This window comes from Pseudomonas sp. P135 (assembly GCF_020312125.1).
In the GTDB taxonomy this organism is placed as follows: domain Bacteria; phylum Pseudomonadota; class Gammaproteobacteria; order Pseudomonadales; family Pseudomonadaceae; genus Aquipseudomonas; species Aquipseudomonas fragariae.
Map to the genome: position 1 here is coordinate 182,750 of NZ_JAGPYR010000008.1, position 12,402 is coordinate 195,151.

Below are 12,402 nucleotides of genomic sequence, written 5' to 3' on the forward strand. Positions count from 1 at the left end.
TCAGGACCTCGGGTCGAAGGCATCACGCAGCGCCTCGCCTATGAATACCAGCAGCGTCAGGATCAACGCGAGGGCAAAGAACGCCGTCAGCCCCAGCCAGGGCGCTTGCAGGTTCTGCTTGCCCTGGGCGATCAGTTCGCCCAGCGACGCGCTGCCGGCAGGCATGCCGAAGCCCAGAAAATCCAGCGCGGTGAGGGTCGAGATGGCGCCGGTAAGGATGAACGGCAGATAGCTCAACGTCGCAGTCATTGCGTTGGGCAGGATGTGGCGCATGATCACTTTTCGGTCGCCCAGACCGAGCGCGCGGGCGGCCTTGACGTATTCGAGGTTGCGGCCGCGCAGAAACTCGGCGCGTACCACATCGACCAGGGTCAGCCAGGAAAACAGCGCCATGATGCCCAGCAGCCACCAGAAATCGGGTTCGACGAAGCCTGAGAGGATGATCAGCAGGTACAGCACCGGCAGGCCTGACCAGACCTCCAGCAGTCGCTGACCGAACAGGTCGACCCAGCCGCCGTAATAGCCCTGCAACGCCCCGGCGCTGATGCCGATCAATGCGCTGATAAAGGTCAGCGCCAGCGCAAACAGAATCGACACCCGGGCGCCGAAGATCACCCGCGCCATGACGTCGCGCGCCTGGTCATCGGTGCCGAGCCAGTTTTCTGCAGAGGGCGGGCTGGGGGCAGGGGTGGTCAGGTCATAGTTGGGCGTGTCGTCACTGAACGGAATCGGCGGGAACAGCATCCAGCCGTCACCTTTGCTGATCAGCGTACGCACGTAGTCGCTGCGGTAATCGGGCTGGAAGGGCAGCTCGCCGCCGAATTGCTGCTCGGTATAACGCTTGAACACCGGGAAATACAGCGAGTGCTGATAGCTGACCAGCAGCGGCTTGTCATTGGCGATCAGTTCGCCACCCAGGGTCAGGGCAAACAGTCCGCAGAACAGCCACAGCGACCACCAGCCGCGGCGATTGCTGCGAAAGCGTTCCAGGCGACGACGGGCCAGCGGCGAAAGGCTGCGCATCATGCATTCCTCGCGCTGAAGTCGATTCTGGGGTCGACCAGCGTGTAGCAGATATCGCCGATCAGTTTTATCAGCAGGCCGAACACGGTGAAGATGAACAACGAGCCGAACACCACCGGATAGTCCCGCGACACAGCGGCTTCATAGCTCATGCGGCCCAGGCCATCCAGCGAGAAGATCACCTCGATCAGCAGCGACCCGGCAAAGAACACGCTGATGAACGCCTGCGGAATGCCCGACACCACCAGCAACATGGCATTGCGAAACACATGGCCATACAGCACCCGCCGCTCGCTCATGCCCTTGGCGCGGGCCGTGGTCACGTACTGGCGGGTGATTTCGTTGAGAAAGGAATGTTTGGTCAGCAGGGTCAGCGTGGCAAAGCCACCAATCACCAGCGCCAAGACCGGCAGCGCGAGGTGCCAGAAATAGTCAGCGATCTTGCCGATCGTGGTCAGTTGCTCGAAGTTGTCCGAGACCAGTCCGCGCACCGGAAACCAGTTCAGCGACGTGCCGCCACAGAACACCACCACCAGCAGCATGGCGAACAGGAAGGCTGGCATGGCGTAACCGATGATGATGGCGGTGCTGCTCCAGATATCGAACTGGCTGCCGTGTTTGACCGCTTTGCGAATCCCCAGCGGGATCGACACCAGGTAGGTCAGCAACGTCGCCCAGAGCCCCAGCGATATCGACACCGGCATTTTCTGCAGAATCAGGTCGGTCACCGTAGCGCCGCGAAAGAAGCTGCTGCCGAAATCCAGTCGGGCGTAGTTCTTCAGCATCAGCCAGAGACGTTCGTGCAGCGGTTTGTCGAAACCGTATTGACGTTCGATCTGCTTGATCAGTGCCGGGTCAAGCCCGCGGGACGCTTTGGAATGACCGGCCCCGGCGGACTCGCTGGCGCCTGCGCCCACGGTGGCGCCGCCGATCCCTTGCAGCCGAGCGATGGCCTGCTCCACAGGCCCACCCGGCGCGGCCTGCACGATGAAAAAGTTGACCAGCAGAATGCACAGCAGGGTAGGGATGATCAGCAGCAGGCGACGCAGAATATAGCCAAGCATTCACTGCATCTCCGAAACAATGGCTGAAGCGCCGCGTTTTTCAGCGAATTGCTCGTTGGTCAGCGGTGTCGGGCTGATTTCCCACCATGTTTCGATGGCTTCGTTATTGCTGGCCTGAATTTTCGGGATGCCGAAACGGTTCCACCAGACGGTTGAAGAGCCGGGCGGATAATAGTTGGGAATCCAGTAGTAGTTCCACTGCAGTACCCGGTCCAGGCAATGGGCGTAGTCGGTCATGGTTTGCTTGCTGTCGGCCTTGAGCAGGCCGGCAATCAGCGTGTCGACAGCGGGGTCTTGCAGCGCCATGTAATTGCTTGAACCAGGGTCCATCGCCACTTTGGAGCCGAAACTGCTGTACAGCTCGGCACCGGGCGATGTCGAGACCGGGTAGCCGGTGACGATCATGTCGTAATCGCGGGCCATGACGCGGTTGAGGTATTGCGCGGCATCGATGCGGCGAATGTCGAAGTGGATACCGATCTGCGCCAGGGTGCGTTTGTAGGGCAGCAGCATCCGCTCGAAACCTGTTTGTGCATTGAGAAAAGTGAAGCTGAAGGGTTCGCCCTGGGCATTCACCAGCTCATCGCCCTTTGGCGTCCAGCCTGCTTCCTCCATGAGGGCCAGCGCTTGCAGCTGCTTGTCGCGAATGAAGCCTGTGCCATCGGTTTTGGGCGTCTCGAACACGCTGTCGAACACCTGGTCGGGGACTTTGCCGCGCAATGGTTCGAGGATTTTAAGCTCAGCCGGCGTGGGCAGTTCGCTGGCGGCCAGCTCCGAGTTGGAGAAGAAGCTGTTCTGGCGGATGTACATGTTGCGCATCATCTGCCGGTTGGTCCATTCAAAGTCCCAGAGCAGCGACAGCGCCTGGCGCACGCGGCGGTCCTGGAACATGGGGCGGCTCAGGTTAAAGACGAAACCCTGCGAGCTTTGCACCGCGCCTCTGGCCAACTGGGCTTTCTGCAGGCGTCCGTCGCTGAGGGCCGGGCCGTCATAGCGGATTGAATAGCCGGTGGCCGAAAACTCGCGGTTGTAATCGTAGGCGCCGCCTTTGAGTACCGTACGTGCAACATCGGTGTCGCCGAAGTATTCGATGCTGAACCTGTCGAAGTTATACAGGCCTTTGCTGACCGGCAGGTCCTTGCCCCACCAGTCCGCATCGCGCTCAAAGGTAACGGTGCGGCCAGGGTCCACATGGCTGATCCGGTAGGGCCCGCTGCCCGGCGGAATTTCAAAGCCGGCGCCGCTGGCGAAGTCACGGGTTTTCCACCAGTGCTCGGGGAATACCGGAAGCGAAGCCAGATCCAGGGGTAGTGTGCGGTTATCGCTCTGCTTGAAGTCGAAGCGGACCTGCGAAGGCGATTCGACCTCCACGCCCTTGACCGCTTCAAACTGGGTCCGGTATTGCAGGTTGCCCTGCGTCATCAGCAGCTCGTAGGTGTACTTCACGTCACTGGCAGTAATCGGCGTACCGTCTGCGAAACGTGCCTTCGGGTTCAGGTAAAAGCGCAGGGAGAGGCCATCCGCGCCACGCTCCATTTTCTCGGCGACAAGCCCGTAGACGGTGTAGGGCTCATCCATCGAGCGCGTGGCCAGTGGGGAATAGAGCATGCCGTTGATCTGCGAAACGCCCATGCCCTTGTCAGTGAAGGGCATCAGGTGATCGAACTGGCCGATCTCGATGGCCGAGCGGCGCATGCTGCCGCCTTTGGGCGCGTCCGGGTTCACGTAATCGAAGTGCTTGAAGTCAGCGGGATAGCGCGCAACTTCGCCGTAAACGGTCAGGGCGTGTTGCGGGGCTGCGGACAGCGATTGGGCAGCGCCAACGAAGGTCAGCGTCAAGGCGAGCAATGATGAAAAAACAAAACGCATGACTCGAATCCTGACTGACGTTCGCAAGCGAACGTCAGGGTTAAAGGCGACTGGCTGTGCAGCGGTGACAAAAAACATGGCAGAGCTCATGGCTCTGCATCGCGCTATCTTCTACAGACAAATGGCCGCTTCGCCAAGCCACTGCGCGCATGCCGGGCCACTGTGTCGTTGAAACGGCCACATACAAAAACGGCCCATCCGAAGATGAGCCGTCTGGCACCCGGCGCGGCAGGATCAGTCCTGACGGCTGGTCACTTCCAGCAGGTGATAGCCGAACTGAGTCTTTACCGGACCCTGAACGGTGTTCACCGGAGCACTGAACACGACGGTGTCGAATTCCTTGACCATCTGGCCTGGACCGAACGAACCCAGGTCACCGCCTTGACGGCTCGACGGGCAGCTGGAATTGGCCTTGGCGATTTCTGCGAAATCAGCGCCGCCTTCGATCTGCGCCTTGAGTTCGTTGCATTTTTCTTCGCTCGAAACAAGGATGTGGCGGGCAGTGGCTTTAGCCATGGGGAATAATCTCCTGTGAAAAAAAAGAAACAGCCTACCGGATTCAGTGCGGTATTTCCCGACAAAGTTCCGTCGCTCTGTTTATCTGTAACGCAGACGGTCAACCGCACGACGCAGCAGGCGTTCGGTGCCTTCCCAGCCAAGGCAGCCATCGGTGACCGAAACGCCGTACTGCAGCGTCCCGCCCAATGCCTGGCAGCCATCGAACAGGTGGCTCTCGATCATCATGCCGATCAGCGAGGTGTTGCCTGACAAGCGCTGTTCCAGCACATCCTCGAACACCCCTGGCTGACGCAGCGGGTCCTTGCCACTGTTGGCGTGGCTGCAATCGACCATGATTCGCGACGCGACATTATTCTTGCTCAGGCTCGCCTGCACTTTGGCCACACTCTGGCGATCGTAATTGGGCCCGCCGTGGCCGCCGCGTAGCACGATGTGCGTATCCGGATTGCCTTGCGTCTCGATAATCGCCGGGTGGCCATGACCGTCCATGCCAAAGTGGCGATGCGGATGCGCAGCCGAGCGCATCGCGTCGCTGGCCACCGTCACGCCGCCGTCAGTGCCGTTCTTGAAACCGACGGCCATGGGCAGGCCGCTGGCCATTTCCCGATGGATCTGCGATTCGGTGGTCCGAGCGCCAATCGCGACCCAGCTGAGCAGATCGTCGAAGTAGCCCGCTGCCATGGGTTGCAGTATCTCGGTGGCGATCGGCAGACCCAGGCCCAGCATCTCCAGCATCAATTGCCGCGACAGCGTCAGGCCCTCGGCCATGTCGTCACTGCCGTCAAGGCGCGGATCGTAAGCCAGACCTTTCCAGCCCACCGTCGTGCGCGGTTTTTCGACGTAGGCGCGCATCACCAGCAGCATCTGATCACTGACTTGCGCAGCAAGACCGGCCAGTCGCTCAGCGTATTCAAGGGCGGATTGAGGGTCGTGGATCGAGCAGGGGCCGACGATGACCAGCAGTCGCGAGTCTTGACCTTCAAGGATGGCACGTACGGCGCGGCGATGGCCGGCAACCTGTTCGGTGAGCGCTGCGTCGAGGGGCAGACGCATCTTCAATTCCAGAGTACCTGGCAGGCGTTTCGAGGCGGGGCTGTTGTCCGCCAGTTTGACGGCATGGCTGGACAGATCGGACGGGGTTACGGCAACGGGCGAATTCATGTTCTGGCTTCCTGGGCTGGCGGGACGCTCCCGCGCAGACCCTACTGGGGTGTTCGACAAAGGGCTTCTAGAACCGGGGGTATGTGCTTGCCACCTGGCAGTGACCGAACGGAGGCGGCAGGCTGTCCCGAACGGAGGTGGCTAAATCGCCAGGCAAAATCGATGTCGTTACGGTAATAAGTGGCGTAGTTCATGTCGTGATCCTCGATGCGATGCAGGTTGATTGTTTACGGCTGTTCTGGAACAGACCGTTGAAATACGTGGCCCTGAAAAAAAAACCCCGGTCGGGAAGCCGACCGGGGGTTAGAGAATTCTCTGGTTGGCGTCCCCTTAACGTGGGCGCCGGATGGGTATCAGGCGCGCCAGTGGCTAAACCAATACCCATAATAAGAATTAACGGATGCGCTCACCGAAGCCATCTGCACAGCCACGGCGCGTGCACGGCAAGTAATGCTGGTAGCAACGTCGAGTAGCGGTGAAGTGGACTGCAGCATGGTGGGTCTCCGTAGATTGAGCGCAAGCTTACTTCAGGAAAGCAGGCGTCTTCAATTGGAAAATTCAATCAGCGGGATTATCGATTTTCGCGAACGCAGGCAAGTGGAATCCCGGTAGCGACAGCGAACCGCTCAACGGTTGATGGCATGCGGTATCCGGGCGGGCTATTTTACCCGCAACCCTGTATACCTGAGTGCAGACAACGGCTTTGGCGTTTTGTCCGGGATGCGTTGTCGCCAGGTAGTTTTCACCAGGTAATAATCGGCTATTCTTCACGTGCTTCTTCATGCAGGGCTTCCGAGTTCGGGATCGTCCCGATTTTCATGCCCAGCAGTACAGCTACCTTATGCGCTTCACCACGCCTTCCTTTCTTGCGTCCTGCCAGTACCTGGTAAGTGGTCGCCGGATCAATGCAATTTTCACGAGCGAACTCCTGAACAGATTTGCCCTGTTGGTCCAGCCAGGCCTTGGCTTGTGCGGCGCTACGTATTCCGGGCATAGTTCAAAACCGTTCAAATCTATTCACTTCCGCAGGATTCTAACATTCGTTAGGATGGCTTCGACAGGATCATAGGTTCAAATGAGTGGAATCGGTTGCCGGCTGAGAAAGGAAAGAGAGCGCCTGAGGATGTCTCAGCGTACATTTGGCGAAATAGGAGGGGTCGAGGCCAACGCACAGGGAAAGTACGAAAATGGCGATCGCGCGCCCAAGGCCGATTACCTGGCTGCGGTTGCGGCCAAAGGTGTTGACGTGCTCTATGTGTTAACGGGGACGCGAACGCCGGTGCCGATCGACAATCTCAGTCTTATCGAAGAAAAGATCCTGGGCAATTACCGGGTGCTGGGCAAGGAAGATCAGGACGCTATCAGACGCCTAACCACCACAATTGCCGAGCTTTCGGCGCCATCACCGGGCACTGCAAAGCTTCCTTCAGGTAACTGATACAAGACCGGGACGCGCGCGGCTCCGCCGTCCTGTCGAGATTTTTGCAGCCCTCCCGGATGCGCCTGCCATCATATTGATGTGAGACGGTGTTCGCAGTGCTAGGTCTGCCTCGTTGTTTTTGTTATGGTGATTGGCATTCGTTATGACCGTTGCGCGAGGTGTCTGCTTGATTAAGGTGCTAGTTGTCGATGACCATGATCTTGTCCGGACAGGCATCACACGCATGCTGGCCGACATTGATGGTCTGCAGGTTGTCGGACAGGCCGATTCCGGCGAGGAATCCCTGAAAAAAGCGCGCGAGCTCAAGCCCGACGTCGTGCTGATGGACGTCAAGATGCCGGGTATCGGAGGTCTGGAAGCGACGCGCAAGATGCTGCGCAGCCACCCGGATATCAAGGTCGTCGCTGTCACCGTCTGTGAAGAAGATCCTTTCCCGACCCGTTTGCTGCAGGCCGGCGCTGCCGGTTACATGACCAAGGGCGCCGGGCTCGCTGAAATGGTCCAGGCCATTCGCCTGGTGTTTGCCGGTCAGCGTTACATCAGCCCGCAGATTGCCCAGCAACTGGCATTGAAGTCATTTCAGCCGCAGGTCAACAATTCGCCGTTCGATCTGCTGTCCGAGCGCGAGATCCAGATTGCCCTGATGATTGTTGGCTGTCAGAAAGTCCAGACCATCTCGGACAAACTGTGCCTGTCACCGAAAACCGTTAATACCTACCGATACCGTATCTTTGAAAAGCTCTCGATCAGCAGTGATGTTGAACTGGCTTTGCTCGCTGTACGTCACGGCATGGTTGATGCCAGCGCCTGAACATGACCCAGACATTTGATCCAAGTGCATTTCTCGCGACCTGTAGCGGTCGCCCCGGCGTCTACCGTATGTTCGACGCCGAAGCCACACTGCTTTACGTCGGCAAGGCCAAGAACCTCAAGAAGCGTCTTGCCAGCTACTTCCGCAAGACCGGACACGCGCCCAAGACCGGAGCGCTGGTGTCGCGCATCGCCCAGATCGAAACCACCATCACGGGCAACGAAACCGAAGCGTTGTTGCTGGAGCAGACCCTCATCAAGGAGTGGCGGCCCCCGTACAACATTCTCCTGCGTGACGATAAGTCCTATCCCTATGTGTTTCTGTCCGACAACGCCTTTCCGCGGCTGAGCATTCATCGTGGCACCAAGAAGGCCAAGGGTCGTTATTTCGGGCCTTACCCGAGTGCCGGCGCGATTCGCGAGAGCCTCAGTCTGCTGCAGAAGACTTTCCAGGTGCGGCAGTGCGAGGACAGCTACTTCAAGAACCGCACGCGTCCTTGCCTGCAATATCAAATCAAACGCTGCAAAGGGCCGTGTGTCGGGCTGGTCGAGCCTGAGGTGTATGCCGAAGACGTGCGTCACTCGGTAATGTTCCTCGAAGGGCGCAGCAATGCCCTGAGCGACGAGCTGAACGCGTCGATGGAAAAAGCCGCGATGGCGCTCGATTTCGAACGCGCAGCCGAGTTGCGTGATCAGGTGGCCTTGTTGCGCCGCGTCCAGGATCAGCAAAGCATGGATGGCGGCACCGGCGATGTCGATGTGGTCGCCGCGTTCGTCAACCCTGGCGGTGCCTGCGTGCACCTGATCAGCGTGCGGGGCGGGCGGGTGCTGGGCAGCAAGAACTTCTTCCCGCAGGTGGGCATAGAAGAGGAGGTCGGCGAAGTGATGTCGGCATTCCTGGCTCAGTATTTTCTCGGCGGCATCGACCGTGAGCTGCCCGGTGAAGTCATCGTCAATGTCATCAACGACGATTTCCCTGCGTTCGTCGACGCCGTCGAAGAGCTGCGCGGGGTCGAGATGGTCATCAGTCATCGCGTGCGCGGCACGCGGGCGCGCTGGCAGCAAATGGCGGTCACCAATGCCGAGCAAGCACTGACCGCGCGGCTGGCCAACCGTCAGCACGTTGCGTCGCGGTTCGAAGCGCTGGCCAAGGTGCTGGGTCTCGAAGACCCGCCAATGCGCCTGGAATGCTACGACATCAGCCACTCCAGCGGTGAGGCGACCGTAGCGTCGTGCGTGGTGTTCGGCCCCGAAGGCCCGATCAAGTCCGATTACCGGCGTTTCAATATTGAAGGCGTGACGGCGGGCGACGACTATGCCGCCATGCACCAGGCGTTGACCCGGCGTTACAGCCGCATCAAGGCCGGGGAGGGCAAGTTGCCTGACGTGCTGCTGGTGGACGGCGGCAAGGGGCAGATGTCCATGGCGCGCGACGTGCTCAATGAATTACAGGTTCCTGAGCTCATCCTGCTCGGTGTTGCCAAGGGCACCACGCGCAAGGCCGGTTTCGAAACCCTGTACCTGAACGACTCAGCGCATGAATTCACGCTGCCCGGCGACTCTCCGGCCCTGCACCTTATTCAGCAGATTCGCGACGAGGCACACCGTTTCGCAATCACCGGCCACCGTGCCCGTCGCGGCAAGACCCGGCGCACATCGACCCTTGAGGGCGTGGCGGGTGTCGGGCCGACCCGGCGTCGTGATCTGCTCAAACATTTCGGTGGATTGCAGGAATTGTCCCGTGCCAGCATCGATGAAATAGCAAAAGCACCCGGAATCAGCAAAAAGCTGGCAGAGTCGATTTATGCAAACCTGCACAGCGAGTAGAATGCTCGTTCACCTCGTAGCCAGTTGTGCCGATGAATATCCCTAATCTGATCACCGTACTACGCGTTTTACTGATTCCGATCTTCATTTTGTTGTTCTACATGCCTTATCACTGGAGCTACATGGCGGCCAGTGCAGTCTTTGCGTTCGCTGCGGCGACCGACTGGCTCGACGGGTATCTGGCCCGCCGTCTTGAACAAAGCACGCCCTTTGGCGCCTTTCTCGATCCGGTAGCCGACAAACTGATGGTGGCCGTGGCATTGGTGCTGCTGGTTCAGGCGCACGCCAATCTATGGCTGACGCTGCCCGCAGCGGTGATCATCGGCCGTGAAATCGTAATCTCTGCGCTCCGCGAATGGATGGCGGAAATCGGCGCGCGTGCGCAGGTTGCCGTTTCCAACATGGGTAAATGGAAGACGGCGGCGCAGATGCTCGCGCTGGTCATTCTGCTCGGCAACCCGCCGGCCATCACCCTGTGGGTGATTCTCGGCTATGCGCTGCTGCTTATCGCTGCGGGGCTGACCCTGTGGTCCATGGTGCAATACCTGAGGGCCGCGTGGCCGCACCTCAGAACCACTGCAGAAAAAAAATAAGTTTTTGAATCAAAGGCTTGACGCCGCTATCTGAACCGCTAGAATAGCGCCCGTCATCAAGACAATGCGGGAATAGCTCAGTTGGTAGAGCACGACCTTGCCAAGGTCGGGGTCGCGAGTTCGAGTCTCGTTTCCCGCTCCAAACATTGATTCACTAAACCCACCAGGCTTAGTGAATCAGCAAAAAAAGACGCCTAGGCGTCTTTTTTCGTTTCTGCGGTATGCATTCCCGGTTTACTTCTCTGTAGTGGACGTCCGCTTGGCCGAAGCAGGTTTTGCGTCCGGGACCGCACAGCTGTTGCTACTGCAACGGCGGCTGCCGTCAGGGTGGGGCAGCCAGGCAAGGTAAGGGCGCGAGCGGCAGAAAAGCCGGTAGCCCAGGTTAAACACTGGCCTCATGAATCGCCATGACAGCGGCGCGACCCATGCACCCAGCCCGGCCGCTCGCCAACTCCAGAGTGTCGCGTCCAGACCCTTGATCCACGTGTCATCGCTGAATCTGGCGTGCAGTAACGACTCCATATCCTCAAGTGTGAATCCCAGTGAAGTGGCGTCAAAGGCGTCATCACGGATATCCACGAACAAAAGCCGCTCAGGCTTTGCATGGGCGCGCAGGGTTCTGACTTCTCGAGCGCAGAGCGGGCAGTCACCATCAAAGTAAAGCGTCAGCGGCCATTCAACTTTCTTGTACATCGCTAGTAGTCTTGTATAGGTTTTTTACACCTTATGCTCAAAAGACCTTGCTGACAATGGGCGGTGGCGGTCATCCGGGCCTTGGGTTTCGAGTACTACCGATCCAAGGGGGGTTTAGCTCCCACTTACCTGACACGCTCCCTGTCTTTCCAGGTCAATGATCTCGAAGCCATCAAAAGTATACCGATGTGTACATTTTAGATTGACGAGCGCTCTGCAAACGTCTAAAAGTATACACCTTGGTACAGTTTTGGCGTTGCCGGTTTCGCTACGAGCGACGGCAAAGCCCAAACGGAATGAGTCATCTTTCAGTGCCAACAGATAGCGAACGATTGAATGCCGTGCAATGCGGTATCGCCGTTTGTGGATAGCCCGCAACAGGTAACTGAGAGATTTTCACTACAAACAATGCTGTTCAAGCGCGTTGCCTGCAGGCGTGCCTGATGGACGGTGAGCGTTTGAATATCAATAACCTGATCACGCTGGAGAATTGCCCATGCACTACGTTAAACAGATGAAGGTGTCCGTGCTTTTGTTGTTGGGATTTCTGGCCGCGGGGTGTGCCAGCCACGAACCGTCCCCTTACTCGGGCATAGAGTCCTCGCTCGAAATGCGGCCTAACGAGCAGGACAGTACCGGGCGTATACCGTTTAAATACACCACCGCAGTCAACTGGAATAAATACGATCAAATCATGCTTGAGCCCGTGGTGATTTACACGGGAGTGGATGCCCAGTTTTCCGGGCTGGAGCGCAAGGACCGCATAACCCTGGCCAACGACATGACGGTCAAGTTCTCCGAGGCCTTGGGGCGACACTTTCGATTCACCGCCACGCCGGGGCGCGGTACGTTGAGGATTCGCCTCACGCTGACCGGGGCCGAGACCACTGTCGCCGGGCTGTCGACGTTCTCCAGATTCGATATCGGCATGGGCTCTTATAACCTGTTTCAGGCGGCCCGAGATCGTAAGGGGACTTTTACCGGCTCCGTGAGTTATGCCGTCGAGATCTACGACGCGTCCACTTCGCAACTGCTGGCGTCCTATGTCACCCGGCAGTATCCGAAGGTCTATGACATCGGCTCAACCTTCGGAAGTCTGTCGGCGGCGCAGGCCGGCATTTCGAGAGGGGCGGACGAGCTGGTCGAGCTTCTGCTCTCGAAGTAGGCAATGTGGCGTGAAGCCCGGCTTGATAACCGGGCTTTTCGATCTGGAAAATTTCTCATGCAGAAAATGTTATTTTTAAATAATTAGATTTAATTTAGATCAGAAATAATAATATTAGCTTATGACCAAATAGAATTATATTTTCGAAATTGATTCCGTTATGTTTGGTTTCAACAGCCTACCCCTTACCTCGGATGGTACCAATCGTGATCAAGATTCTGTGTGTCATGCCGCCAG

Annotated in this window: 12 protein-coding genes and 1 tRNA gene; 6 read left to right on the forward strand and 7 right to left on the reverse strand. The window is 58.3% G+C overall.

The window, feature by feature from the left end:
- From KBY08_RS14885 to KBY08_RS14910, 6 genes are all read right to left on the reverse strand, one after another.
- On the reverse strand, positions 1-1,023 hold the full coding sequence (locus KBY08_RS14885; RefSeq protein ID WP_003400841.1) for an ABC transporter permease: 1,023 nt from the start codon (positions 1,021-1,023) through the stop codon (positions 1-3).
- The gene (locus KBY08_RS14890) at positions 1,023-2,087 is read right to left on the reverse strand and encodes a microcin C ABC transporter permease YejB (protein WP_003400842.1); all 1,065 of its coding nucleotides are present in this window, start codon (positions 2,085-2,087) and stop codon (positions 1,023-1,025) included. The genes KBY08_RS14885 and KBY08_RS14890 overlap by 1 nt, the downstream gene beginning before the upstream one ends.
- Complete coding sequence (locus tag KBY08_RS14895; protein ID WP_111522287.1) at positions 2,088-3,956, reverse strand: extracellular solute-binding protein; 1,869 nt, start codon at positions 3,954-3,956, stop codon at positions 2,088-2,090.
- A 234-nt stretch (positions 3,957-4,190) separates the two neighbouring features.
- Positions 4,191-4,472: a peptidylprolyl isomerase gene (locus tag KBY08_RS14900; protein ID WP_002553340.1), complete on the reverse strand. Its 282-nt coding sequence runs from the start codon at positions 4,470-4,472 to the stop codon at positions 4,191-4,193.
- Positions 4,473-4,553: 81 nt separating this feature from the next.
- Positions 4,554-5,636 (reverse strand): 3-deoxy-7-phosphoheptulonate synthase, encoded by a 1,083-nt coding sequence (locus KBY08_RS14905; RefSeq protein ID WP_111522286.1) that lies wholly within the window; start codon positions 5,634-5,636, stop codon positions 4,554-4,556.
- 760 nt (positions 5,637-6,396) lie between these two features.
- Positions 6,397-6,630: a DNA-binding protein gene (locus KBY08_RS14910; RefSeq protein WP_003400846.1), complete on the reverse strand. Its 234-nt coding sequence runs from the start codon at positions 6,628-6,630 to the stop codon at positions 6,397-6,399.
- Positions 6,631-6,759: 129 nt separating this feature from the next.
- On the opposite strand from KBY08_RS14910, the gene KBY08_RS14915 reads away from it, so the two are divergent.
- The 5 genes from KBY08_RS14915 (at position 6,760) to KBY08_RS14935 (ending at position 10,449) form a co-directional block, all read left to right on the forward strand.
- On the forward strand, positions 6,760-7,074 hold the full coding sequence (locus KBY08_RS14915) for a helix-turn-helix domain-containing protein (RefSeq protein ID WP_003400847.1): 315 nt from the start codon (positions 6,760-6,762) through the stop codon (positions 7,072-7,074).
- Positions 7,075-7,243: 169 nt separating this feature from the next.
- Entirely contained in the window at positions 7,244-7,888 is a 645-nt protein-coding gene (gene uvrY / locus KBY08_RS14920) for a UvrY/SirA/GacA family response regulator transcription factor (RefSeq protein WP_002553344.1), read from the forward strand.
- A 2-nt stretch (positions 7,889-7,890) separates the two neighbouring features.
- Positions 7,891-9,714, forward strand: a complete 1,824-nt coding sequence (uvrC, locus tag KBY08_RS14925) for an excinuclease ABC subunit UvrC (protein WP_003400849.1) — start codon at positions 7,891-7,893, stop codon at positions 9,712-9,714.
- A 32-nt stretch (positions 9,715-9,746) separates the two neighbouring features.
- On the forward strand, positions 9,747-10,307 hold the full coding sequence (gene pgsA / locus KBY08_RS14930; RefSeq protein ID WP_003400851.1) for a CDP-diacylglycerol--glycerol-3-phosphate 3-phosphatidyltransferase: 561 nt from the start codon (positions 9,747-9,749) through the stop codon (positions 10,305-10,307).
- A 66-nt stretch (positions 10,308-10,373) separates the two neighbouring features.
- Positions 10,374-10,449 (forward strand) — tRNA-Gly (locus KBY08_RS14935).
- A gap of 92 nt (positions 10,450-10,541) precedes the next feature.
- Here the strand turns inward: KBY08_RS14935 and KBY08_RS14940 are convergent.
- Positions 10,542-11,000, reverse strand: coding sequence for a thiol-disulfide oxidoreductase DCC family protein (locus KBY08_RS14940; RefSeq protein WP_058398267.1), 459 nt, complete (start codon positions 10,998-11,000; stop codon positions 10,542-10,544).
- 496 nt (positions 11,001-11,496) lie between these two features.
- On the opposite strand from KBY08_RS14940, the gene KBY08_RS14945 reads away from it, so the two are divergent.
- Complete coding sequence (locus KBY08_RS14945; RefSeq protein WP_011268068.1) at positions 11,497-12,165, forward strand: DUF3313 domain-containing protein; 669 nt, start codon at positions 11,497-11,499, stop codon at positions 12,163-12,165.
- Positions 12,166-12,402: the final 237 nt, after the last annotated feature.

Excerpts from the sequence above, each read along its gene's own strand:
- KBY08_RS14885 (WP_003400841.1), bottom strand. The coding sequence starts at position 1,023 with ATGCGCAGCCTTTCGCCGCTGGCCCGTCGTCGCCTGGAACGCTTTCGC.
- KBY08_RS14945 (WP_011268068.1), top strand. The coding sequence starts at position 11,497 with ATGCACTACGTTAAACAGATGAAGGTGTCCGTGCTTTTGTTGTTGGGA.
- KBY08_RS14895 (WP_111522287.1), bottom strand. The coding sequence starts at position 3,956 with ATGCGTTTTGTTTTTTCATCATTGCTCGCCTTGACGCTGACCTTCGTT.
- KBY08_RS14910 (WP_003400846.1), bottom strand. The coding sequence starts at position 6,630 with ATGCCCGGAATACGTAGCGCCGCACAAGCCAAGGCCTGGCTGGACCAA.
- KBY08_RS14900 (WP_002553340.1), bottom strand. The coding sequence starts at position 4,472 with ATGGCTAAAGCCACTGCCCGCCACATCCTTGTTTCGAGCGAAGAAAAA.
- uvrC (WP_003400849.1), top strand. The coding sequence starts at position 7,891 with ATGACCCAGACATTTGATCCAAGTGCATTTCTCGCGACCTGTAGCGGT.
- KBY08_RS14915 (WP_003400847.1), top strand. The coding sequence starts at position 6,760 with ATGTCTCAGCGTACATTTGGCGAAATAGGAGGGGTCGAGGCCAACGCA.
- KBY08_RS14940 (WP_058398267.1), bottom strand. The coding sequence starts at position 11,000 with ATGTACAAGAAAGTTGAATGGCCGCTGACGCTTTACTTTGATGGTGAC.
- KBY08_RS14905 (WP_111522286.1), bottom strand. The coding sequence starts at position 5,636 with ATGAATTCGCCCGTTGCCGTAACCCCGTCCGATCTGTCCAGCCATGCC.
- KBY08_RS14890 (WP_003400842.1), bottom strand. The coding sequence starts at position 2,087 with ATGCTTGGCTATATTCTGCGTCGCCTGCTGCTGATCATCCCTACCCTG.
- pgsA (WP_003400851.1), top strand. The coding sequence starts at position 9,747 with ATGAATATCCCTAATCTGATCACCGTACTACGCGTTTTACTGATTCCG.